Genomic DNA, 24,646 nt, shown 5'->3' with positions numbered 1-24,646 from the left:
TCGTTCGCGAGGCGATTCCGGCAGCGCCGAATTTATGCACTTGAGTGGCATCAACTTCGCCTGGGACGGTCAGAATTTGTAACGTGCGGTGCCGACGATGCTCCGGCGTGGACCGTAGAAGCAGTCGCCGCGAGCCAGGCACGTGGCGTTGTAGGCCTGGTCGGTGACGTTGGCGGCATTGACCGAGAAACGCCACGGTCCCTGCGTGTAGGCCACCATGGCGTCGAACAACGTTTTCTCGGGGACCTTCAGCGTTCCCGTCTCGTCGTAGTTCGTTCCGATGTAGCGAGCGCCGACACCGAAGCTGAAGCCGTCACTATCCGCATCGTTGACGTGGTACACGCTCCACACCGAAGCCTGGTTCTTCGGCAGGCCAGCGACGATCGTGCCATCGTCCGGACGTGCCTTCGTCCAGGTGTAGGTGCCGATCAGGTCCACATGCCTGCCGATACGCGTGGAGGCCTCGAATTCCACGCCGCGCGTCTTCGCCCTGCCAGCCTGGACCTGGTTGAGCGGGTTGGCCGGGTCCGGCGCGAGGCGGTTTTCCTCGCGCAGATCGTAGTACGTCGCCGTGACCAGGGTGGATGAGCCGACCGGCTGGTATTTCACGCCCGCCTCGTACTGCTTGCCGCGCAAGGGCTCATAAGGGCGATTGTAGAAGTCGAGGCTGTCCAGTGGTTGGAACGACTCGGTGTAGCTCACGTACGGCACCAGGCCGTTGTCGAAGCGGTACATGACGCCGAGGCGAGACGTGGTGGCATTGTCCACGGAGCGGCTATCGCCGGTGGTCAGGGTCGCGCGGTCGTGGCGCAAGCCCAGCGTGGCGATCCAGTGCTCGCCCCAATTGATCTGGTCCTGCACATAGACGCCGGTCTGGCGTGTATGGGTCGAAGCCACCGGGAAGATGTCCGGCGCGACGAAACCGTTGCCGTAGACGGGCGCGTAGAGATCGAAGGGAACGCCGTCGAAGCCATTGCCCTTGCGGCTGTCGGTATGCGAATAGCCGACGTCCAGTCCGATGAGGACGCGATGGTGCATCGACGCGAGGTCGAAATCCGCTTCGGCATGCGTGTCCGTGACGAAGCGTTTGTGCCGGTCGATACTGACGTAGCTGTAACGCGCGACGGTGCGCTGCGTATCGTCGAGGAACGGATACAACGGATTCGAATACACGTCCGGATAGAGACTGCGGTAGTCGACGTTGTCATGCGAATAGCGCATGTTCTGCACGAACTTCCAGGTGTCGTTGAAACGGTGTTCGAACAAGGAGGTGAACGACCGCTGCTGCGTGTCGTATCGATCGAAACCGGGCTCGCTGACGAAGCGCCGCGTATCGATGCGGCCATTGGGATTGGGCAGCAAGGTGCCCGCATGCGGCAGGAAGTTCAGCGACGTGCCGTTGTGATCGAACTGGAGGTTGGCAAGCAGCGTCCAGCGGGTATCGGCATCGGGCATCCAGGTGATCGAGGGCGCGATCGCCTTGCGGTCGTCCGGCACGTGATCGATCTGCGAATCGGCGTCGCGGTAGACGCCGATCAGGCGGTAAGCCCAGTGGCCTGCCGCATCGAGGGGGCCGGTGAAATCGAATGCCACCTGCTTGCGCGCGTTGTTGCCCAGCTGCGCTTCCACCTCGTGGGAAGCGGTGAATTGCGGCAGTTTGGACGAAAGCGCGATCAGGCCGCCCGTGGTTCCTTGCCCGTACAACACCGACGACGGGCCACGGACGATCTCGAGGTGGTCCAGGAAATAGGGTTCCGTGCGGGCATAGGCACCGCCGAAGTTCTGCTTCAGACCATCCAGGTATTGGGTGAACGAGGTGCCGCGCAGGAAAGCGTCGTCACCCCGGCTATCCACGCCATAGGCGTCCGCGCGGACGCCGGCGGAATAGCGCAAGGCGTCCTGCACCGTGAGCACGCCCTGGTCGATCATCTGCGTGTTCGAGACCACCGAAATCGCCTGCGGGGTCTCGATGAGGGGCGTGTCGGTCTTGGTGGCGGCGGAGCCATCGGTACGGGCATAGCCCTCGTCCAGCCTCTGCCCATGGACATCGACAGGGGCGAGTTGCACGGCCTTGTCTCCCGGCGTGGGCGGTGTCGCCTCCTGGGCTTGCGCGGTAAACGACATCAGCACCCCGGCAAGCAGCGCGGGCAAGGTTTTTTTGCGTAGGATCATGGACTTTCCCTGGTCGGGCGCCCTGCGGCATCGCCGCCGGCACTCGGTCATTATTGCGAATGAATCTCATTACAATGATGACTTAAAAGCCCTCGATCGCGCAATAATGCGAGTGAATCTTATTTACTTGCGCCAGACGTGACCCTCGCAGGGCCTATCGGAAGGTCGAGATAACTACTGCCCAGCCACTCGATCCGCAGGGGCTCACCCGCATCGGCGACACTTTCCACGCCGACATCCCCGCCGCTTCCCATGTTGATCGACGAGCCGGGTTCCTTGACCACGGACACCACCGCGACGAGTCGGCTGCCGGGTTCGAACAACCGGCTGGTGGTACGCCCATTGGTGAATGCGAGCGTCGTGCGTTTACCCGGGACCAGGAGCAGCCGTCGCGAGCGATCCTCCATGTAACTGGCGCGTGCCAGGTACCACGACAGCTGGAAGTACTCGCCGCTGGCCTTCTTCTCGTACAGCGTGATGCGCAGGTCGAAGTCGCGCTTGTTCGTCACCACGTGGAGCTTGCCCGAAAACAAGCCGCTCAACTCGGTACCGGCGGGTAACGGTTCGCTGGTGAAGACGAGGGCATGGCGATCGTCCAGCGCGGCCGACGGAGCATCCGCTGCGGGAAGGTCGTCCCGCTTGCCGAGGTCCACGGCAAGGAGCGAAGCACGCGTGGAAGGACGATCCTGCAACCTGGCCGTTCCATTCTCCGCCGCGAGGAACAGCCGACGCTTTCCCGGCGCCATACCGTCGACGCTGGGCGCGTGTTTCCACGTGTTCGCTCCCATCACTTCGTAATTGATCCGGTCCTTCAATAGGGCCGGCTTCGCGCCGCCGCGGAAAACATAGTCGAACCACTGGTAGCGAAGCACGCGGCTGATATCGATCTTCGCCACCGGGTCGATGGCATAGCCGTCGACCACCGGCCGCGCCTTGCGTTGCGCGCCCACGTGGTCCCAGGGACCGATCAGCAGGTAATGTTCCGCGTGCGGGTTGTAGCGCTGGTGTTCGCGTACGTAATGCAACGCGCCGATCTGCCCGCCGTCGAAGTAGCCCGTGGTGGTAAGCACGGGAATGTCGATCGCGGCGAACTCGCGGCCTTGAGGGATCATGTCCCGCCAGTAGTCGTCGTACGAGGGATGGTCCAGCCAGCGCTGGAAGACGGGGTTCGGCTTGCCTTCCACTTCATCGAGCGCCCGATAGCTCTTGCCGCTTTCGTACCACCGCCGGTAAAGGCCGTTCCAGTGTGCATCGTCGCCGTAATGCTTCTCGTCCAGGCCCTTGCCTTCGGCCACGTACGGTGCCCATGGGTAGACGAAGCTCAACGAGACGTTGCCTTCCATCGGCACATCGATACCCGGTGCCACCGTGACCGACGGCATCAGCGCGCGTAGCGCCTTCGGCCGGTGTTTCGCGGCGGCCCATTGGGTGAAGCCGTTGTAGCTTCCTCCATACATGCCGACACGGCCATCGCTCCACGGCTGCGTCGCGATCCACTCGATCGCGGCGTCCGCATCCACGCCATCGTGTTCGTATGGCGCGGCCTGCCCTGGCGACAGTCCCTTGCCACGCGAATAGCCGACCACGGCGGCATAGCCATGCGCGGCGGTGAGGCGCAGTTCGGTCGAGGACCACCACGGATTGGCGTAGATGGTGAAGCCGAGCAAGGTGGGCAGCGGCGCGGCGCGATGCCTGGGCAGCATGACGAGCACGGTGACCGATGCACCGTCGGGAGTCGGCACGAGCATGGGTTCCCATACGTCGTAGCGGCGCCGATCGTCCTCGTCGATCAGCTCCCCGGTGAACGGGCGGAATGCCGCGTAGGCTTCGGCGGCCTGGTACGCCTTGACCAGGGCGACCGCGTCAGCCAACGCGACGTCACTCCCCTTCCGCTGCGCGAGCAGTTCCAGGTAATCCGCGCGCAGCTGCGCGGGTTGCGGACCGTACGGCTCCACGTCCGAACCGAAGCTGGAGATGACCTGCGAAGCCATCACGTCGTCGAGCGTGGCGAACACATCGCGAAAAGCACGCGTATACGCTTCGCCGAATGGCAGGTGCATGGCGGTCTCGAGCTGGCGCGCACGCGCGTAGACCTGCCAACGAATGGCACCTGCCGCATCGAGTGGTTGGGCGCCCGCCTTGCGCAAGACAACGAGTTCACCAAGGCTGCGCGCGGCATCGTCGTAACGGCGCGCGACCAATTGCAAGACCGCCAGGTTGTCGAGATAGGTCGCGCGATCCGGCTCCGCGTAGGCGATGATCGCCTCGGCCGCCAGATCACGTATGCCGCCGTCGCCATTCGACGCGCCTTTCCACGGCAACATCGCCGTCCCCGCCATCGCCGGGATCGTGGCGAGCAGGAGGGCGAGAACCATGATCCAGCAGCGTGCGGTCAGCTTCGGCATGATCGGGCATCCATGAATTTTCCGCGAGATTGCCCACGTCCATCGGCCCTGGACAGTGCCGTCGGGCATGTCTTGCCCGTGCGCTTGGGTAGCACACGGTGACAGTCAGGCCGTCAGCAGGTCTTCGAAGAAGGCGCCGATGGGCAAGGAGGGATGGGCGATCTGTATCTCCAGGACCCACAGGCCCGGCGCAGGCGCGGCGTCGAACTGACCCAACGAGCCCGCCTTGTGCACCGCATGCGGATAATCGCCCACGCGGTGGCCCTTCGTTTCGTGATTGAGGCGCCAGCCCATGGCCGTGGCCGCGTCTTCCGCATAAGCGTACAACGCCATGCCGGTGACGCCTTCGCGCCATCTTGCCGCCGTTCGCGCGAAGAGTTCGCGGGCCGCGTTCGCGCAGGCGCGCATATCGGCATCGTCGCCGACGACGAAGGTGTCGCCCACGTCGCCTTCATGACCGTCGAAGACAGGACCGAGGTCGATGAAGAAGATGTCGTTGTCCTGGAGCACCGTGTCCGGCGCGGAAGGCTGCCGGAAGGTCTTCAATGTATTCGCGCCGAAGCGGATGATGCTCGGGTGCCAGATGCGTTGCATGCCGGCCGCGTCGAGGCGTTCCTTTGCCAACGCAGCGGCATCGGCTTCGTTCATGCCGGGGACGATGCGTGCGGCGATGTCCCGTAAGGCCGCCCAGGAACGCTCGCGGGCGGCGAGCATACGTTCGCGTGAGAAAGCGGCGCCGACGTTTTCGGCGGTGGGTGTCGGCATGGGCGCGGCCAGATTGAGCTGGTCGTCATTATCGATGCTTCGCGTCCGTTTGGGTACGGCGGACGGCCCTTGTGGGAGCCGCTTCAGCGGCGATGGGTGCTACGTCCGCCAAAGCCAAGGCCGCTTGCATGCCGCCGTCGAGGACACGCGCGGAGAGGGCCTCGTCGTTGGTGGCGCGGGCCACTTGCATCGCCCCTGCCATGAGACCGTAGAGGGCGGTTGCCCGGGACAGCGCCTCGTCGTGCGTGAGGGAAGGCCATTGCATAGCCATCAGTTCGATGAATTCGGTGACGCCGTCCGTATAGGCGCCGCGCACGATGTCGGAGTGCCTCGCCACTTCGGCGGAGAGGATGGCGACGGGGCAACCCGTGCCGGGACGATCGCGATGGCGTGGAGAGAAGTAGCTCCGGATCATGCCCGCCAGGCCTTCGCCCGAATCGATCCAGTAGCGCAGCCTGCCCAGACGCTCGTTCATCGCCGCGGCGATGGCTTCGCGCGCCAGGTCTTCCTTCGAGTCGAAATGGTTGTAGAACGCGCCATTGGTGAGGCCGGCGGCCGACATCAGGGATTTCAAGCCCTCGGCTTCGATACCGTGTTCGCGGAACCTTCGTGACGCGGTGTCGACGATGCGCTGGCGCGTCCGCTCCTTATGGTTTTTTTCGTAACGCATGGGTCAATGCCCTGCTGCGGGGGAAGGATCAGTGCGCATCGGCGGAAGGTGTCTGGGGTGCCTGCACCTTGCGCATCAGGGGGACCATCACGGTGGCGATCGCGAAGCACACCATGATGGAAAAAAAAGCGTCGCTATAGGTCAGCGTCTGCGCTTCGCGGAACGTCAGCTGCCAAAGCGAACGCAATGCGGCGGTGTATGCCTCGGTGTCGGGCTGCACGCCTTCGAACAGGCGATTCATCGGCTCGTTCGCCGGGGTCAGGTGCTCGGCAAGCCGGTAGAAATGCAGATTGGTACGATCGTTGAGGATGGTCGCACAGGCGGCGATACCCATCGCGCCGCCGAGGTTCCGCATCAGATTGAACAGGCCGGAAGCCTGCTTGAGCCGTGCCGGCGGCAGGCTGCCCAGCGTGAGCGTTACCGTGGGCGCCACGGCGAACTGCTGGCCCATGCCACGAAAGGCCTGCGGCAGCATCAGTTCCGTGGCGCTCCAATCGTGTGTGATCGGCGTGAACTCGAACATCGACAGCGTGAACAGCGCCAACCCCACCATCAGCAGCCAGCGCAGGTCCACGCGGTTGGCCAGCATCGCATACACGGGAATCGCCATGATCTGGAAGACGCCGGTCGAGAGCACCGCCTTGCCGATCTGCAACGCGCTGTATCCCTCCACGCGCCCCAGGAACAGCGGCGTGAGGTAGATCGTGGCGAACAAGCCGATGCCCGTCACGAAGGAGAAGAAGCAACCGAGAGCGAAGTTGCGTTCGCGCAAGGCGCGCAGGTCCACGACGGGATGTTCCGCCGTCAGTCCGCGCCAGACGAACAGCACGCCCGCCACGAGGCTGGCCCATGCCGTGGCACGGATGGTGTCGTCTTCCAGCCAGTTCCAGCGCGGACCTTCTTCCAGCGTGTACTCCAGGCAACCGAGGAAGACCGCGATCAGGGCGATGCCGATCCAGTCGCCGGCCTTCAGCAAGGAGAGATCGGCCTCGTCGATCTTCACCAGGAGGGGAACGGCGATCGTGACGAAGGCGCCCGGCAGCAGGTTGATGAAGAACAACCAGTGCCAGGAGTAGTGGTCCGTGATCCATCCACCCAGCGTCGGGCCGAGCGTGGGTGCCAGCGAAGCGATCGCGCCGATGGTCGCCGCGGCGATGACGCGTTGCTTGCCCTGGAAGAAGACGAAGGCGGTCGTGAAGACAAGCGGGATCATCGAGCCGCCGAGAAAGCCTTGGGCGGCGCGGAACCAGATCATGCTCTGGATATCCCATGCCACGCCGCAGAGCAGGCTGGTCAACGTGAACCCCGCGGCCGACGCGGCGAAGAGCCAGCGCGTGGAGAACACGCGGCTCAGCCACCCCGACAGGGGAATCACGACGATTTCAGCGATCAGGTAGCTGGTCTGCACCCAGGCGGTGTCGTCCGCTCCGGCGGACAGGCCACCGCCGATGTCCCGCAACGAGGCCGAGACGATCTGGATATCCAGCAAGGCGATGAACATGCCCAGGCACATCGACGCGAAGGCGAAGATCTTCTGACCCGGCGTGAGGTGCGCGACCGGGCTCATGGCGCCTTCGTGTCGATGCGCGCGGTGACCGACAAACCGGGACGGAGCACGCCAAGGTCGCCGTCGCTGCCGTCGAGCGTCACCCGCACGGGCACGCGCTGCACGATCTTGGTGAAATTGCCGGTCGCGTTTTCCGGCGGCAACACACTGAACTGTGCGCCAGTGGCGGGCGCGAGGCTACTGACGTGACCCTTGAAGCCCTGGCCCGGCAGCACGTCCGCGCGCACCTCGACCAGCTGGCCCACATGCATCCGCGCCAGCTGGTCTTCCTTGAAATTGGCATCCACCCACAAGCCATGCGACGGCACCACCACCAGCAGTTGGCTGCCCGTGGCCGCATAGCTGCCGACACGTGCGCGGCGATTGCCGATCACACCGTCGACCGGCGCGCGCAGTTCGGTATACGAAAGGTTCAAGCGGGCGATATCGGCCTCGGCATGTGCCTGGGCCAGCGCCGCTTCCACCTGCCGCTTCTGGGTGTCGATCACGTCGAGTTGCCGCTGTGCGGCTTGCACGGCCGCCGAAGCACTCGCCGTTGCCGCATGGGCCGTCTGGAAGGTCGCCGTCGCACGTTGTGCGCTTTCCACCGACACGGCCGAACGACCGACCAGGAGGCGATAGCGTTCATCGTCGAGTTTCGACCGTGTCGCCTCCGCCTGTGCGGCGTTCAACCCTGCGTGGGCTTCCGCGATATGGCTGTGCTGCAACTCGAACACGGCGTCGAGGTTGCGCAACGCGGCCTCCTGGGCCGCCACCGCCGCCTCGGCCTTCTCCAGGGCGGCGCGGTAGTCCCGATCGTCGATCTTCACCAACAGGTCGCCCTTGTGCACGACCTGGTTGTCCGTGACGGCGATGGTCTGGATGTAGCCCGGTACCTTCGGTCCTATCACCGTGATGTCCCCACCGACGTAGGCATCGTCGGTGGTTTCGAGGAAGCGTCCGCTGGTCCACCAGTGCGCGCCGTAGAGGGCGATGCCGAGCGCGGCTGCGCCCATGACGATGAATTTCAAGGCGTTCTTGCGTGCCCTGACGGGAACGGCTGAGTCGGCGACGGCGGCCACGGGGCACCAGGAGGAAGTTGAATTACAGCTGTAATTCTATGGATGATGGGAATAATTTCAAGGGGCAAGGGTTGCGGCGGGGATGCCCGCTGCCGCGGGATCGCCGACAAGGTCGGCTCCCACAAGGGACCGGGTGGGCTGGCTGGTGGCTGGCCTGTGGCTTGCAAATAGCTTGGTTGGCTGCCTGGCTGAGGTCTGCCTTGGGGTCAGCGCAGGTCGAGCAGGTGGCCGATGTCGCGCAGGGCCTTGAAACGCCGCACCAGGTTGAGCGGTTTCCGCTTCAGCAGCCCGAAGTCGCCGCGGAGGAATTCATCCACGGCATCGAGCACGCGCTCGCTGGAATGGCCGTCGCGGTACGGATGGATGTCGTCGCCATGCGCGCGAATGGCGGCCATCAGTTCGGGGGGATGCGAAAGGGCGTGGTCGATCGCGACGTCCACGTCGCCCGGCGCCGGCACGTCGAGCATGAACGGCTGAGGCACGCGGTTGGCGATCGTGACCACCGGCTTGCCCATCACCGCGAACTCGTGCACCACCGACGATGTATCGCAAACGAGCACGTCGGCCGCACGTTCCATGTCGACGAGCCGTTCCGAGGTGTAGAAGCGCGCATTCGGTGCTTCCAGACCGCGATAGGCGGCGAACAATTCCTCCGGACACTTCGGATGCAACGTAAGCAACCACTGCCGGTCGCCACGCGCGATCATGTCGCGCAGCGGTTCGACCATCGCGGGTGCGCTGCTCAGGCGATGGCTGAAGGTGGATGCATACATGACGACCGGGCGGCCGTCAGAAGGTATGTCGAGCGCCGTTGCCGACGCCGGCCCGAAAAGCGGGTCCAGCTTCGGCCAACCGGTTTCGCGTACCGCGAAGTAACCATGTTCCCGCGCGAGTGCCTCGAAGGGAAGCGTCGTGGACGGACCCTGCGTGACATAGAGATCGAAGAAACCGCGAATGGCGAAGTGGCCACGGTCGGGCTCGCGCTTCTGCGCATTGAAACCGTGGAACACCTGCACCTTGATGCCCGGCAAGGCGGGCGATACCCAGTTGGCCGCGCAGTACACCGCTTCCGGATGCAGGGCCCTCGCCTCGCGCAGGCTGCGCACGCGACGTTCGCCGGCGTCGAGCTCCTCCGCCACCGCCGCCGGCACCACCCAGCCGACCTCCTTGCCCCGCGCGCGCGCGGCCGCGGCCAGCGGACGCAGGATCGGCAAGGCATAGGTTTCGGTGGCGAACATCAGGCACGCGCTCAAGGCCGGCACTCCACGCTGGACGACGTGGCATTATGACGGCTCGATACCCAACCCCGCATCCCGATGACCCGACGGCCCATTTCCCTTTGCGTGATCACCCAGGACGAGGCCGATCGCATCGGAGATTGCCTGGCATCGGCCGCACCGTTCTGTGACGACCTGGTCGTGGTCGACGGCGGTTCCACCGACGACACCGTCGCCATCGCGAGGCAGGCGGGGGCGCGGGTGATCTCACGACCGTTCGACGGTTTTCGCAGCCAGAAGGCCTTCGCCGTGGCGCAGGCCGCGAACGATTGGGTGCTCTGCCTCGATGCGGATGAGCGCATCGGTGCCGACCTGCGCGCCGCGATCGAGAAGACATGCGACGAGGGATTTCACGGCGCCGCCGGCTTTCGCTTCTATCGCCGCAACGATTTCTTCGGCCGTTTCATGCGCCACGGCAACGCGGGGGCCGACAAGGTTCTGCGCCTGTTCGACCGCCGCCAGGGCGGCTGGCGCGGCCCGCGGGAGATCCATGAATCGGTGAGTGTCGACGGCGAAGTGCGGATGTTGCCCGGCTTCCTCGACCATTATCCCTATCGCTCGCTTTCGGAGCTGATGGCCAAGCAGGAGCGCTACGCACACATGATGGCCACGGAGGAGTTCGCCGCGGGCAAACGCGCCACGCTCGCCCAGATCATCGTGAGCCCGATGTGGCGGTTCTTTCGTGGCTACGTGCTGCGCGCGGGTTTCCTCGACGGTTGGCGCGGCATCGTCTATGCCCTGCTACGCGTGGAATACGTTCGACGCAAGTACGTCAAGCTCTGGCTGCTGCAGCACGGCCAGAAGGCCTGATCCCATCAGAGCCTGAGCAGGCGCGCGGCGGTATCGACGATGTCCGCCGCGATCGCGGTCGCCGAACCCTCTCGTGCCATGGCAGCCGATTGCCCCGCCCATAGCGGCTGGAAATCGCCGTTGCCACGCGCTTCGGCGATCTTGCGCAACGGCGCCAGCGGGCCGCCGGCAAGTGGGAACGGCAAGGCGTCACCGGACAACGGACCTACTTCGCGCATGATCCGGTTGATCACGCCGCGCGCGGGCCGGCCGGTGAGCACGTTGGTGATCGCCGTGTTGTCGTCGCGTGCCGAGCGCAACGCCTGGCGATGCACGTCCACGCTGGTCGCCTCGTCCGAAAGCAGGAAGGCGCTGCCTATCTGCACGGCCGACGCACCCAGGCAAAGCGCGGCGGCCATGCCGCGTCCATCGGCGATGCCACCGGCCGCGATCACGGGAATGGTCAAGGCGTCGACCAGTTGGGGCACGAGGGCCATGGTGCCCGGCTGGGCCGACATGTCGTCGGTGAGGAAGTTGCCGCGATGGCCGCCGGCCTCGTAACCCTGCGCGATGACCGCGTCGCAGCCTCGCTGCTCCAGCCAGCGGCCCTCGGCCACCGTGGTCGCCGAGGAAAACACCACCGAACCGATGGCCTTCACACGCGCCAGCAGGCGTTCCTCCGGCAGGCCGAAGTGGAAGCTCACCACTTCCGGACGCAATGCCTCGACCATGGCGCACATGGCATCGTCGAACGGCGCGCGGCCACCGGCCGCAGGCAGGTCGCCCGACTCGATGCCGAACTCGTCGAAGTACGGGGCGAGCCGCGCCAGCCAGCGCGCCGTGGCCTCGGCATCCGGCGTGATGGGCCGGTGCGCGAAGAAGTTGAGGTTGATCGGCGCCCGGACCGCGGCACGGTAAGCCTCGACTTCCGCGCTCGCCTTCTCCACGCTGATCGAGGAGCAGGGGATGGCGCCGAGTCCACCGGCCTGCGCCAGGGCGATGGCCAACGCGGACAGGCCGGACCCCGCCATCGGTGCCAGCAGGAGGGGCTGGTCGATCGACAGGAGGTCGAGGATACGGCGGTCGGTCCAGGCAGGCACGGGGAAGCTCGCGGGCGACAGGTACTCCGCGATTATAGCTCGCCGTTCGTCACCGCAGACCCGCCTTTCGTCCCTGGGACCGCTGTTTTCCTCACTTCGTGACGACATGCCCGGCGGCGCGGTGCCAAGCTCCATCCATCCCAACGGACGCCGGCGCGTCCTCCACGAGGCTCCTTCCATGGATCGACGCACCCTGCTCAAGACCGCCCTCGTCCTGCCGCTGCTTCCCTATGCCCTGAAGCTGGATGCCTTCACCGCGGCGCGTGCGGCCACTCGCGTGCGGCCGGGCTCGGCGGGTTGGCCGACACAGGCGCAATGGCAGGCCTTGAGCCGTCAGGTCGGAGGACGCCTGTCCGTGCCTCGTTCGCCCTTCCTCAGCGATGCGGCCAGCCGCGCCGAAGCCGTCGCCCAGCTGACGAACCCCTTCTATATCGGTGACCAGGTGGCGCTCACCCAGACCAGCGGCTACTTCAGCGCCTGGACGTCACGGCCGAGCGCTTACGCCCTGACCGCCGAGCGCGCGGAAGACATCGCCGCCGCCGTGACATTCGCCCGCAAGCATGGTGTTCGCCTCGTCGTGAAAGGTGGCGGCCACAGCTACCAGGGCACCTCCTGCGCCGCCGACTCGCTGCTGGTCTGGACGCGAAAGATGAACCACGTGGAGATGCACGATGCCTTCGTCCCCAGCGGCACGGCGCCGGGTACACGCCCCATGCCGGCGGTCAGCGTGGGTGCGGGCGCGATGTGGATCGACGCCTATAGCGAAGTGACCACCCGGGGTGGCCGCTACGTGCAGGGCGGTGGTTGCACGACCGTCGGCGTCGCGGGTCTGGTGACCGGTGGGGGATTCGGCAGCTTCTCTAAACGCTACGGCACCGCCGCGTCGAACCTGCTGGAAGCCGAGGTGGTCACCGCGGACGGCGAGATCCGCGTGGTGAACGCCTACCGCGATCCGGAACTCTTCTGGGCCATCAAGGGCGGCGGCGGCGGTTGTGCCGGCGTCGTCACGCGTTTGACCTTGCGCACCCACGACTTGCCGGACACCGTCGGCGCGGTGTTCGGCGAGATCCAGGCCGACTCCGAGGAAGCCTATCGTGCGCTGGCGTCGGAGACCTTGCGCTTCTACCGCGACGCCTTGTGCAACCCGCACTGGGGTGAGCAGATCGGCTTTCGCGGCGAACGCACGATGGCGGTATCGATGGTGTTCCAGGGCCTGGACCGCACGGCGGCCGAAGCCGTCTGGGCACCCTTCGTCGCATGGGTGAAGCAGCACCCGGCCTACGCGTTTCGCAAACCGCTCCAGGTGGTCGCCATGCCGGCGCGCCACTACTGGGACGCGGATTTCTTCCGCGAGCACGCACCCGACGTGGTCGTCGCCGACGCGCGCGAGGACGCGCCGCGCAACCACGTCCTCTGGAAAGGCGATCAGGCGCAGGTAGGCTGGTACATCCATGGCTATGCGTCGGCGTGGATGCCATCGCGCTTTCTCGGCGATGGCGAGCGGGATACGTTGGCCGCGGCGATATGCGAGGCCGCCAGCCGGATGGACGTGGGCCTGCACTTCAACAAGGGACTCTTCGGCGCTCCGCCCGAAGCCCTTGCCGCAAGTCGCGACACGGCGACGAATCCCGCCGTGCTCGATGCTTTCGCTCTCGCGATCATCGGCAACAGCGGCGACCCGGTTTATGAAGGACTGCCGGGCGCGCACGTCGATGAGGCACGCGCGAAGGATGGCGCGGCTCGCGTGAAGGCGGCTTACGCGCGACTTTTGAAAACGATTCCCGGCGCCGGCTCGTATGTTTCGGAAAGCGATTACTTCCAGAAGGACTGGCAACGCGCCTTCTGGGGCGGCAACTACGCGCGCCTCGCCAAGGCGAAGCGTCGTTACGATCCCGGCCGCCTGTTCCTCGTGCACCACGGCGTCGGCAGCGAGGGCACCGACGCCTGAACGCCACCCGGGTCAGGCCACGGGCGGCAACGTGTCGATGAACTTGTCCAGGGTCACCGGATAGTCGCGCACGCGCACGCCGGTGGCGTTGTACACCGCGTTGGCGACGGCCGCCGCGACGCCGCATATGCCCAACTCGCCGACGCCCTTGGCCTTCATCGGCGAGGACATGGGATCGGTCTCGTCGAGGAAGATCACATCCTGGTGCGGGATGTCGGCATGCACGGGCACTTCGTACCCGGCGAGGTCGTGGTTGACGAAGAAGCCCAGCCGCCGGTCCACCACGAGTTCTTCCATCAGCGCCGCGCCGACGCCCATCGTCATCGCTCCGATCACCTGGCTGCGCGCCGACTTCGGGTTGAGGATGCGCCCGGCGGCGCATACGGCCAGCATGCGGCCGACCCGGATTTCGCCCGTGGCCGCGTCGACGCGCGCTTCGACGAAATGCGCGCCGAAGGTCGATTGCTGATAGCGCTTGCTCAGGTCACCGTATTCCATGCTGTCCTCGGCGACCACGTCGCCGTCCGCCGCGGCCTGCGCGATCGGCACGCTGCGCCCACCCGCGCCCACCTTGCCGTCCTCGAAGTTGGCCACGTTCGGGTCCAGTCCCAGGTTCCGGGCGATGGCCTCGCGCAACTTCATGCAAGCGGCGTAGACGCCCGCCGTCGAGCTGTTTCCGCCCCACTGCCCTCCCGAACCGGACGAGACGGGAAACGTCGAATCGCCAAGGCGAACGTCGATGCGATCCAGCGGCAGGCCCATCATTTCCGCGGCGGTCTGCGCGATGATCGTGTAGCTGCCCGTGCCGATGTCGGTCATGTCGGTTTCCACCGTGACACGGCCGTTGCGATCCAGCCGCACGCGGGCGCCGGATTTCATCACGAGGTTGTTGCGGAACGCGGCCGCCACGCCCATGCCTACGAGCCAACGCCCGTCGCGTCTCGTCGCGGGCCGCGCGGAACGTCGTTCCCAGCCGAAGCGCTTCGCCCCCGTGCGCAGGCATTCGACCAGCCGGCGCTGCGAGAACGGACGGTCGGGCTTTTCCGGATCGACCTGGGTGTCGTTGAGGACGCGGAACTCGACGGGGTCCATGCCGAGCTTCTCCGCCATCTCGTCGATCGCGATCTCAAGCGCCATCAATCCCGATGCTTCGCCCGGCGCGCGCATGGCGTTGCCTTCGGGGAGATCGAGCACGGCGAGCCGCGTGGCCGTCATGCGATTGGCGCCGGCGTAGAGCAGGCGCGTCTGCTGCACCGCGGTTTCCGGATCGCCACCCGGAAGATCGCCCGACCAGCTTTCGTGGCCGATGGCCTGGATCTTTCCATCCTTCGAGGCGCCGATGCGGATGCGCTGGATCGTCGCAGGGCGATGCGTCGTATTGTTGATCATGAAGGGACGCGGCAAGGCCACCGCCACCGGACGTTTGGCCGCGCGTGCACCAAGCGCGGCCAGCAGCGCGTCGGACCGAACGAAGAGCTTGCCGCCGAAGCCGCCGCCGATATACGGCGAGATGAGTCGCACATTCTCCTTCGGAATGCCCAGCGTGAGCGCGACATCGCCACGCCCCCAGTCAATCATCTGGTTCGCGGTCCACAAGGTGAGCTTGTCGCCTTCCCACGCCGCGATGGAAGCGTGCGGTTCCATCATCGCGTGCGAATGATCCGGCGTGGTGTACATGGCGTCGAGTTTTACCGCCGAGGCCGCGAAGCCCGCGGCGAAGTCGCCCACGGACGTGTCCGACTTGCCCCTGTCCGGCTTGGTGGCTGAATCCTTCGCCGCGGCGAGATCGAACGTGCCGGCGCTGCGGGCGTAATCCACGCGCACCAGCTGTGCCGCGGCACGAGCCTGCTCGAAGGTTTCCGCGACCACCACCGCGACGGCCTGATGGTAGTGCTCGATCTGCGGGCCGCCGAGCAAATGCGCCGTATTGAACTTGCCCTTGTCCAGCTTGCCCGCCGTCTTCGCGGTGACGATCGCCAGCACGCCCGGCGCGCGCTGCGCACGGGTGAGGTCGATCGAGACGATACGGCCCTTGGCGATGGACGAGCCGACGACATAGCCATAGGCGTGATGGGGTACGGCTTCGTGCTGTTCGTACGCGTAGCGCGCCGTGCCCGTGGTCTTGAACGGTCCGTCGATGCGGTCGACCGGCTGGCCGACGACCTTCAGGCGGTCGATCGGATTGGTGGTGGCGGGAGTGTCGAATTTCATGCCTTCGTCTCCTTCGCTTCGGCGAGGCCCGCCGCGATGGCACGCTCGACCAACGTGACCTTGAAGGCGTTGCCTCCGGTGGGCTGCGCGCCGGCGAGCAGCCGCGTCGCGACCGCCTTGGCTCCCTTCGGAAGTTCGGCTTCGGCCGCCTCCACCCGCCATGGCTTGTGCGCCACGCCACCGAGCGCCACGCGGCCACTGCCATCGGGCTGCACGATCATGGCTACCGACACCAGGGCGAACGCATAGGACGCGCGGTCGCGAACCTTGTGATAGAGCTGCGTGCCACCGACAGGCCTGGGCAAGGTGACGGCGGTGATCAGCTCGCCGGGTGCCAGCACGTTCTCGATGTGTGGCGTGTTGCCGGGCAGCGTGTGGAAATCGGCGATGGGAATGCGCCGCGTGCCGCCGTCCGGACGCACGGTTTCCACCGTGGCATCGAGCGCACGCATGGCCACGGCCATGTCGCTCGGGTGCACGGCGATGCACGACTTGCTCGCTCCCACGATCGCGTGCTGCCGGCTGAACCCGCCGATTGCCGCGCAGCCGCTGCCGGGCAAGCGTTTGTTGCAAGCCTGGTTGGTGTCGTAGAAGTAGGGGCAGCGCGTGCGCTGGAGCAGGTTGCCGCCCGTGGTGGCCTTGTTGCGCAACTGGCCGGAGGCGCCGGCGAGCAAGGCTCGCGAGAGCAAGGGATAGTCGCGCCTGATCCTGGCATCGGCTGCCAGGTCGGTGTTGCGGACCATGGCGCCGAGTCGCAGCCCGCCCTCGTCGGTCGGCTCTATCTTGTCGAGGTCCAGGCTATTGACGTCGATCAGGTGCGCCGGCTCCTCGATGCCGATCTTCATCAGGTCGAGCAGGTTCGTTCCGCCCGCGATGAACTTCGCTCCGGGAACACGCGCCGCCGCGGACGCGGCGGCGGCTGGGGATGCGGCGCGCTCGTAGGTAAACGGTTTCATGCCTTCACCCCCGCCACTTCGGCGATCGCTTCCTGGATATTGGAGTACGCGCCGCAGCGGCAGATATTGCCGCTCATCCGCTCGCGCAACTCCAGAGGGTTCAACCTGGCCTTGGCGGTGAGATCGGCCGTGGCATGGCTGGGAATGTCGTCGCGGATCTCGTCGAGGACCGCCACGGCCGAACAGATCTGCCCAGGCGTGCAGTAGCCGCACTGGTAACCGTCGTGCTTGATGAAAGCGGCCTGCATCGGATGGAGGCGCGCCGGCGTGCCGAGGCCTTCGATGGTGGTGACCTTCGCGCCTTGGTGCATCACCGCCAGGGTGAGGCAGCTATTGATGCGGCGGCCATCGACGATGACGGTGCAGGCGCCGCACTGGCCGTGATCGCAACCCTTCTTCGTGCCGGTGAGGTGCATGTGCTCGCGCAGTGCGTCGAGCAGGGTCGTCCGCGTATCGAGGTCGAGTTCCTGCGCCTTGCCGTTGACCTCCATGGCGACCTTGGCGGTAACGATCGGGCGCGTGCCGTCTTTGGCGGCGGGGGCGGCGACGAGTCCGGGCACGGCGAGGGCCGTCGCCGAGACCGCTCCCATTTTCAGGACTTCGCGGCGCGTGAATTTCCAGTCGTTCGACGGATCCATGGGTCGGTCCTCAGCGCTGTTGGGGTATGCCTGGACAGGCGGCCGGGGCTAGCCAGCCGAGCGTAGGTCATTCGCGGCCGGGTTTGTAGATATCGAATCCGCAAGATCTCATATCGATAATTCATGAATGAGGTTGCCGAGATACGCACCCTCGCGGCCAACCTGGTCCAACGGTATGGGCACTCCGCCCGGCGGATCGTGCTCGACGAAGAGATGCCCGATCCCCGCCTGTCGCGCGGCCCGAAGGATCGGCCGGTACGGGACGACACCGTGGCCGAGCTCGACGATGTGGCCACTGGCGTCGAAGTCCTTGATATGGGCGGAGAGATAGCGCCTCGGATAGCGTGTGAAATACGAAACGGGGTCCGCACCCGCCTTGCTCATCCAACCGCAATCGGCCTGGAAGTGCACCAGGCGCGGGTCGGTTTCGGCCAGCAGGATGTCGTATCCGATGCCACCGGCTGCGAATTTTCGGAACTCGAAGTCGTGGTTGTGATACGCGTAACGCAGGCCCGCCTTCCTCGCCGCTTCGCCGATCCCGTTCGCGCGCTCGGCGACACGCTTGAAGTCATCGGCGGTGAACGCGCCGAAATCGACCTGTTTTTCCTCGACCGAAGGCGAGAGCACCGAACTGACGACCTCGTTCACGCCAAGCCGATGTGCCGTGTCGAACAACTTCGCCGTGTCGCGTTCACCCGAGAAATCCAGGTGGACGCTGCGCAGCTTCATACCCGCCTCGTCGACTCGGCGGCGGAGGATCTCCGGTGTCAGGTTCGCGTAGGTGATGGCTTCCAGTTCCGCGTAGCCAAAGCTGGCCAGCCTGGCCAGCACCGCTACCGTGTCGGTGACGACCGCATCACCCAGCGTGTAGAGCTGGAACCCCAGGGGCTGTCGCGCCGGACGCGTGTTCCGGGCGTCAGAGGGCAAGGGCATGCCCGTACCCAGTGCGGCAAGTGTCATGGCGGCGTTCTGCAGGAAGGTGCGGCGGCTTTTCAGCATGCCTCCAGTCTCCCCCGGCTCGGTGTTCGATGTCGAGCCAACGTCGTTGCTCCGCGCTAATCGAACGGAGGAACCGACATGGCACCGCCGCCGGGAACTCCGGCGACGATGCCATCTGGTTCGTCGACTCTTTACTCGACCCCGCTCACCCAGACCTCCACCCGGCGATTCGGTGCCAGGCATCCGATCAGTTGTCCGCGAGGTGCATCCTCGCAACCCTTCACCGGATCGGCCTCGCCCAGGCCCTCCGCGGTCACGCGATCGGCGGGGATGCCCTGCGCCACGAGATAGCCCTTCACCGCCTCGGCGCGGCGCTGTGACAAGGCCCGGTTGTAGGCATCGCTACCCAGGCGATCGGTATAGCCGACGATACGCACGGATCGCAGCTTGTCGCCCTGGTCACGCAACGCCGCGGCCATCTCGTCCAGGCTGCCCTTGCCGGCCGGCGACAACTCGGCGCTGTCGAAGGCGAAGAGCGCGTCGGCGGACAGCACGCGCGGCTTGCGCGCCGCCACCGGTTCGGCGGCTACCGGGGCGGGAACGGGCGCCGCTTCCTTCAGGAAATCGGCACACGCCTCGGGTTTCCAGTAGAAGCTGCGTGCCAGCTTGTCGTCGTCGAACAACACCTTGTATTGGCACACGGTCACTTCGTCGCTGCCAGGCTTGCGGAAGTTGAACACGTAGTTCCATTCCCGCACGCCCCAGATCCCCTCGCTGAAATGGGGATATCCGATCAGGTCGGACACCTGCTGTTTATTGAGCCCGGACCTCATCTGTCGCAGGTTCGACAGGTTGGGAAACGTGCCGCCCTTGTGCATGGGCGTGACCTCGCCCACCGCAGGCCACACCACTTCGCCCGCCGAGCGGCCGTCCTTCGCCACGTCGTGGCTGATGTTTCCACAGGCCGCCAATGCCAGTGCGAGCGAGACCACGGAGATGCCTTTCAACGATGCGCGCATGTTCTTGATTCCTTGGATAGCATTCATGGGTTCGCTCCTCACCACACCACGCCCGCGCCGATGCCCGCGCCGGCATCGCCGCGCGAGTTCGTCGTGGCGTTGAGCTTCATGATGTAGCGTCCGCTCTCCGTGATCGTCGACATGCCGACGGCGATACCGGTCTCGCCGTGGAAACTGCCGACCGCCACCGCCGCCGCGTTCTGGTTCGGCTGGTAGGCCTGCGGCAGGCTGGCCATGGCCATCGCCGAGGCGATGCCCGCGTTGGCGCGATTGCCGATGCGGTTGAGTTCCTGGTCCACGCTCTGGAAGCGCTGGTCGACGTAGCTCTTGGTCCAGTTCTTCGCGCTCTCGATCGCCTGGTTCAGCTGGCCCACGTTCACCGCGTCGGTGTTGTTCACGCCAGCCGCCACGTTGGTGACGGTGCGCTCGTTACCCACCGAACCCACGGAGACGGTGTTGGCCTGATTGGCCACCGAGCCCGCACCGATCGCCACGCTGTTGTCGCCCGTGGCGGACGAGCCCGCACCGATCGCCGTGCTGTTGTCGCCCGTGGCCGTCGACGCCGTGTTGTTGTCGCCGCTGTTCTGGTAGGTGTTATTGGTGGTGCTGCCACCGCCTCCGGTCGGGAAGTTGTTGACGACGTTGGACAGGTTGATGATCTGCGAGCCAAGCAACTCCAGCGTCTGGTTGGTGGCGTACAACTGCGAACCGTTGATCGCGTCCGTGCTGCTGCCACTGATCCGGCCAGCCGCCAGGTTGGTGATGGTCCGCTCCGCACCGGCCGCACCCACGCTCACCGTCGAGCCCGGCGTCGTGCCCGCGAACGCATAAGTGGTGCCGTAGAGCGTGGTGCTCGCCGTACCCACCGCCGCATCCGTCGACGAACCCGAACCCAGTGCCACGCTACCGGCGAACGCCGCCTGAGAACCTGCGCCCAAGGCCAGGGCCTGGATACCGTTCGACACCGCGTTGGTACCCAACGCCACGCCATCGGCGAGGTTCACCGTGGCGTTCTGGCCGATCGCCGTGCCACCCGGCGCCGTCTGCTGCACGATCGCACCGTTGCCCATGCCGATGCCGTTGTCACCGTTCACCGTGGTCTGCGGACCGATCGCCACCGACTCGGCGCCTGCCGCCAACGAATCGGAAGCGGTGGAATTGGCGTGGAAGTATTTGATCGGTGTCACCGAGAACGAACTCATCGCGCCTTTCAGCTGACGCAACGACACCGCGTCCTGGTCTTGCGTACCGTCCGCCAGGTTGGTGATCTGGCGGAAATCCGTGGCGTTGCCCACCGATACCGCGCCAAGCAGGGTGCGGTCCGTGGTGTTGTACGGAATCACGTTGGTGCCGACGAGGATCGAGCCGGAGGTGGGAGCGATCGCGCGATCGGACACCGCGCCGGAACCCAGTGCCACGCCACCGAGCACCGACACGCCGGTGCCCTGGCCCAAGGCTGTCGCGTTATCCGCGGCCGCCGTGGCGCCGACACCGGCCGCCAGGGCGTTGAGGCCCGTCGCGCCATCGTTGGCGTAGTTGCCGCCCTGCGTTCCGTTGTCGTTGACGCTGTAGTAGTGGATGGCGTTGGCGGCCACCGTGTCGTTCAAGGTTTCCAATGCCTGGTTGGTCGCGAACAGCTGCGAACCGTTGATCGCATCCGTGCTGCTGCCGTTCACCTGCCCCGCTGCGACGTTGGTGACGGTGCGCTCCGCACCCACGGCGCCGACGCTCACCGTGCTGCCGGGCGTGGTACCGGCATAGGCATAGGTGTTTCCAGCGATGGTCCCGCTGGCGGTCTGGACCACCGTTCCCGTGGTGCTGCCCGCTCCCAGTGCCACGTCACCCACGTTGGCACCGGCGGTGGCGCCGTTACCGATCGATACCGCGTTCTCCGTGTTCGCGGTCGATACCGGTCCGATCGCCACGCTGTTCAATCCGTTCGGCAGCGAATCGGCCAGGTTGGAGTTGGCGTGGAAATACTTGATGCCGCCGGTGTCGATCTGGTTGAAGATCTGCTGCAGCGAGCTGTAGGTATTCCCACCGTACGTGATGCTGGTGTTGATCGTGCCGGTGGCTGGATCGTAGGTGGTACCGCCGCCGATCGTCGTGGCGATGGTGTCACCCAGGTTCGTCACTGTGTTGCCGAGATTGGTGACGCTAGTGCCCACCGTGCCGATCGCCTGGTTGGCCGCGAACAGCTGCGATCCATTGATGGCATCGGTACTGCCGCCGTCGACACGGCCCGCCGCCACGTTGGTGATGGTCCGCTCCGCACCGGCCGCTCCCACGCTCACCGTCGAACCTGGCGTCGTGCCCGCGAAGGCGTAGGTGGTGCCGTTGATTACCGTATTGGCGGTACCCACCGCCGCATCCGTCGACGAACCCGAGCCCAGTGCCACGCTACCGGCGAACGCCGCCTGAGAACCCGCGCCGAGGGCCAACGCCTGGATGCCGTTCGACACCGCATTGGTGCCCAGCGCCACGCCATCGGCGAGGTTCACCGTCGCGTTCTGGCCGATCGCCGTGCCGCCCGGCGCCGTCTGCTGCACGATCGCACCGTTGCCCATGCCGATGCCGTTGTCACCGTTCACCGTGGTCTGCGGACCGATGGCGACCGATTCCGCACCGATGGCCGCCGAGTCGGTCGCGGCGGAATTGGCGTGGAAGTACTTGATCGGCGTGACCGAGAACGAACTCATCGCGCCCTTCAACTGGCGCAAAGTCACCGCGTCCTGATCCTCCGTACCGTCCGCCACGTTGGTGATCTGGCGGAAATCGGTGGTGTTACCCACGGATACCGAGCCGAGCAGGTTGCGGTCCGTGGTGTTGTACGGGATGACGTTGGTGCCGACCAGGATCGAACCGGACGTGGGAGCGATCGCGCGATCGGACACCGCGCCGGAACCCAGTGCCACGCCACCGAGCACCGACACGCCGGTGCCCTGGCCCAAGGCTGTCGCGTTATCCGCGGCCGCCGTAGCGCCGACACCGGCCGCCAGGGCGTTGAGGCCCGTCGCGCCATCGTTGGCGTAGTTGCCGCCCTGCGTTCCGTTGTCGTTGACGCTGTAGTAGTGCACGGCGCCCGCGGTCACGTCGCCACCGATCTGGTTGAATATCTGCTGCAGCGAACTGTAGGTGTTGCCGCCGTAAGTGACGCTGGTGGTGATGTTGCCGGTGCTGGGATCGTAGGTGGTGCCGCCACCGATCGTGGTGGCGATGGTGTTGCCCAGGTTCGTCACCGTGTTGCCGAGGTTGGTGACACTGGTACCCAACGAGCCCACCGCCTGGTTGGTCGCGAACAGCTGCGAGCCATTGATGGCATCGGTACTGCCGCCATCGATGCGACCCGCCGCCACATTGGTGATGGTGCGTTCCGCACCGCCGGCACCGACGCTCACCGTGCTTCCCGGCGTCGTTCCCGCGAAGGCATAGGCGGTACCGTTGATGGTCGCGCCCGTCGTGCCTACCGCCGTGGCGGTGGTCGACCCGGAGCCCAGCGCGACGTCGTTCGCATTGTTCGCCGTAGCGGTGTTGCCGAAGGCCACCGAGCCGGCGCCGAGTGCGCTGCTGGTGTTGCCCAGCGCGACGGAGCCAACGCCTTGGGCGTTGTTGCCGTTACCCGCCGCCACCGCGCCATCGCCGTTCGACGTGTTGTTCGAGCCAACGGTCACGGCGCCGTTGCCGATGGCGGAGTTGGGATCGCCGATGGCGACCGCACCGTTGCCGTTGGCGGTCTGCGCTTCACCCAAGGCGACCGCACCCAGGCCACCGAGCACCTGCGAGTTGTGACCCCCGGCGAACGAACCCGCGCCAGCAGCGGCCGCGACGGTATTCGTATCGCCGATCGCGACCGTGGAGGCCGCTTGCGCCTGTGACGACGTACCGGCCGCTACACTGTTGGTCCCCGACGCGGTGTTCGCGCGGCCCAGCGCCAGCGCATTCGTCGCCGTCGCGGAACTGCCGCCCACGGCGGTACTGTTCGTGCCCGAGGCCAGCGTGAAGTTACCTATGCCGACCGCGCCCACGCCGCTGGCGACGATGTCGATACCGAGCGCGATGGCGTTGTTCGCCGTAGCGCCGCCGCCTGCCACGCCGCTTTGAAGCGCGCCAACGTAGATGGAATTGATACCCGTCGCGTTTGCCTGCCTGCCGATGGCGATCGCGTCGGCCTGGCTAGCGTTCGCCTGCAAGCCCATGCCGATCGAGTACAGACCCGAAGAACTCACGTCCGTACCGATGGCAATGGCCGACTCGGCCGATGCACCTGTTCCGACAGTACGTGACCCGAGGTAGACCGCATTGAGGGCGGTCGAGTAGGCCTGCCAGCCAATGGCGGTCGCGTGGGCGAATACGCTTTGCGACGAAAGGCCTACCGCTGTCGCTCCTTCCCCCGTGGCTACCGTGAAACCGCCAAGGGCGGTGGCCTGTCCGTTGTTTGCGGCGGCGAACGTACCCAAGGCCACGGCGTTGGGCGCACCGGTGACCTTCGCACCCCAACCGCCCGCGAAGCTATTGGTCGAAGCGGCGTCGACCATGACACCGGTATTGGCGCCGATGGCAATGCTGCCCGCGCCGGCCACGGTGATCTGGTTGCCGATGGCTGTCGAGTTGACGCCGGTCGCGTTGGTCGCATAACCGAGCGCAGTGCTTTCAAGACCGGTCGCATGAGCCGACAAGCCAAGCGCGACGTTAGATGAATCGTTTGCGATGGCCTGGGTTCCGATGGCGACCGCATTCGGTCCGGACGCCGTGACGTCCGTGCCGATGCCGATGGCGCCACCGGCGAGCGCGCCCGTGCCGTTAGCGGTACGCGCACCGATGTAAACGGAATTGATCGCATTGGAATAGGCTCCGAAGCCAACGGCAATTCCGTTCTGGGCATTGACAGTCGAGCTATAGCCGAGCGCCAGGGCGCCCAATACGTTGGCTCTTGCCAGCGACCCGATAGCCGTGGCCCCGATCCCGCTGCCCGCGGCCCCATAGCCCATGCACGACGCGGTGCTGTTATAGGTGTTATAGGGTGCCGCGGTGCAATCGACCGCCTGTGCCGCCGCCGCTCCGCTCCATCCGATCCACCCCGCGGCCACCAGCAGAGTCAACGCCATGGGAGCGAAGCCACGCGCCTGCGA

Annotated in this window: 16 protein-coding genes; 2 read left to right on the top strand and 14 right to left on the bottom strand. The window is 65.9% G+C overall.

Going from position 1 to position 24,646, the window contains the following annotated elements:
- Positions 1 to 69: 69 nt before the first annotated feature.
- The 7 genes from ACN9M2_RS00290 to ACN9M2_RS00260 all read right to left on the bottom strand — a co-directional run bounded on the left by ACN9M2_RS00290 (position 70) and on the right by ACN9M2_RS00260 (position 9,878).
- Positions 70 to 2,172, bottom strand: coding sequence for a TonB-dependent siderophore receptor (locus ACN9M2_RS00290; protein WP_426286206.1), 2,103 nt, complete (start codon positions 2,170 to 2,172; stop codon positions 70 to 72).
- A 119-nt stretch (positions 2,173 to 2,291) separates the two neighbouring features.
- Positions 2,292 to 4,577 carry a CocE/NonD family hydrolase gene (locus ACN9M2_RS00285; protein WP_426286205.1) on the bottom strand — a complete coding sequence of 762 codons (2,286 nt, stop codon included), beginning with the start codon at positions 4,575 to 4,577 and terminating at the stop codon, positions 2,292 to 2,294.
- A gap of 105 nt (positions 4,578 to 4,682) precedes the next feature.
- Positions 4,683 to 5,342: a M24 family metallopeptidase gene (locus ACN9M2_RS00280; protein WP_426286204.1), complete on the bottom strand. Its 660-nt coding sequence runs from the start codon at positions 5,340 to 5,342 to the stop codon at positions 4,683 to 4,685.
- A 28-nt stretch (positions 5,343 to 5,370) separates the two neighbouring features.
- Complete coding sequence (locus ACN9M2_RS00275) at positions 5,371 to 6,012, bottom strand: TetR/AcrR family transcriptional regulator (RefSeq protein WP_426286203.1); 642 nt, start codon at positions 6,010 to 6,012, stop codon at positions 5,371 to 5,373.
- A gap of 28 nt (positions 6,013 to 6,040) precedes the next feature.
- Complete coding sequence (locus tag ACN9M2_RS00270; protein ID WP_426286202.1) at positions 6,041 to 7,579, bottom strand: DHA2 family efflux MFS transporter permease subunit; 1,539 nt, start codon at positions 7,577 to 7,579, stop codon at positions 6,041 to 6,043.
- Positions 7,576 to 8,589: an HlyD family secretion protein gene (locus ACN9M2_RS00265; RefSeq protein WP_426286201.1), complete on the bottom strand. Its 1,014-nt coding sequence runs from the start codon at positions 8,587 to 8,589 to the stop codon at positions 7,576 to 7,578. The genes ACN9M2_RS00270 and ACN9M2_RS00265 overlap by 4 nt, the downstream gene beginning before the upstream one ends.
- A 257-nt stretch (positions 8,590 to 8,846) precedes the next feature.
- Positions 8,847 to 9,878 (bottom strand): CDP-glycerol glycerophosphotransferase family protein, encoded by a 1,032-nt coding sequence (locus tag ACN9M2_RS00260; RefSeq protein WP_426287960.1) that lies wholly within the window; start codon positions 9,876 to 9,878, stop codon positions 8,847 to 8,849.
- A 78-nt stretch (positions 9,879 to 9,956) separates the two neighbouring features.
- On the opposite strand from ACN9M2_RS00260, the gene ACN9M2_RS00255 reads away from it, so the two are divergent.
- Complete coding sequence (locus ACN9M2_RS00255; protein WP_426286200.1) at positions 9,957 to 10,727, top strand: glycosyltransferase family 2 protein; 771 nt, start codon at positions 9,957 to 9,959, stop codon at positions 10,725 to 10,727.
- Positions 10,728 to 10,732: 5 nt separating this feature from the next.
- Here ACN9M2_RS00255 and ACN9M2_RS00250 read toward each other — a convergent pair whose 3' ends face one another.
- A complete protein-coding gene (locus ACN9M2_RS00250; RefSeq protein WP_426286199.1) occupies positions 10,733 to 11,806 on the bottom strand; it encodes an NAD(P)H-dependent flavin oxidoreductase in 1,074 nt (357 codons plus the stop codon).
- 178 nt (positions 11,807 to 11,984) lie between these two features.
- On the opposite strand from ACN9M2_RS00250, the gene ACN9M2_RS00245 reads away from it, so the two are divergent.
- Positions 11,985 to 13,754 (top strand): FAD-dependent oxidoreductase, encoded by a 1,770-nt coding sequence (locus ACN9M2_RS00245; RefSeq protein WP_426286198.1) that lies wholly within the window; start codon positions 11,985 to 11,987, stop codon positions 13,752 to 13,754.
- A 12-nt stretch (positions 13,755 to 13,766) separates the two neighbouring features.
- Here the strand turns inward: ACN9M2_RS00245 and paoC are convergent, their stop codons facing one another.
- From paoC to ACN9M2_RS00215, 6 genes are all read right to left on the bottom strand, one after another.
- On the bottom strand, positions 13,767 to 15,965 hold the full coding sequence (gene paoC, locus ACN9M2_RS00240; RefSeq protein ID WP_426286197.1) for an aldehyde oxidoreductase molybdenum-binding subunit PaoC: 2,199 nt from the start codon (positions 15,963 to 15,965) through the stop codon (positions 13,767 to 13,769).
- The gene (locus tag ACN9M2_RS00235; RefSeq protein WP_426286196.1) at positions 15,962 to 16,921 is read right to left on the bottom strand and encodes an FAD binding domain-containing protein; all 960 of its coding nucleotides are present in this window, start codon (positions 16,919 to 16,921) and stop codon (positions 15,962 to 15,964) included. The genes paoC and ACN9M2_RS00235 overlap by 4 nt, the downstream gene beginning before the upstream one ends.
- Positions 16,918 to 17,559 (bottom strand): aldehyde dehydrogenase iron-sulfur subunit PaoA, encoded by a 642-nt coding sequence (paoA, locus tag ACN9M2_RS00230; protein ID WP_426286195.1) that lies wholly within the window; start codon positions 17,557 to 17,559, stop codon positions 16,918 to 16,920. Before paoA ends, ACN9M2_RS00235 begins: the two co-directional genes overlap by 4 nt.
- 108 nt (positions 17,560 to 17,667) lie before the next feature.
- Positions 17,668 to 18,558: a sugar phosphate isomerase/epimerase family protein gene (locus ACN9M2_RS00225; protein ID WP_426286194.1), complete on the bottom strand. Its 891-nt coding sequence runs from the start codon at positions 18,556 to 18,558 to the stop codon at positions 17,668 to 17,670.
- Between the two features lie 131 nt (positions 18,559 to 18,689).
- Positions 18,690 to 19,544 (bottom strand): OmpA family protein, encoded by an 855-nt coding sequence (locus ACN9M2_RS00220; protein ID WP_426286193.1) that lies wholly within the window; start codon positions 19,542 to 19,544, stop codon positions 18,690 to 18,692.
- An 11-nt stretch (positions 19,545 to 19,555) separates the two neighbouring features.
- A complete protein-coding gene (locus tag ACN9M2_RS00215; protein WP_426287959.1) occupies positions 19,556 to 24,622 on the bottom strand; it encodes a beta strand repeat-containing protein in 5,067 nt (1,688 codons plus the stop codon).
- Positions 24,623 to 24,646: the final 24 nt, after the last annotated feature.

The sequence above is a fragment of the Luteibacter sp. E-22 genome (assembly GCF_049913125.1).
Lineage (GTDB): Bacteria > Pseudomonadota > Gammaproteobacteria > Xanthomonadales > Rhodanobacteraceae > Luteibacter.
Note: the sequence above shows the minus strand (reverse complement) of the source record. Positions and strands in the feature narration are given on the sequence as shown.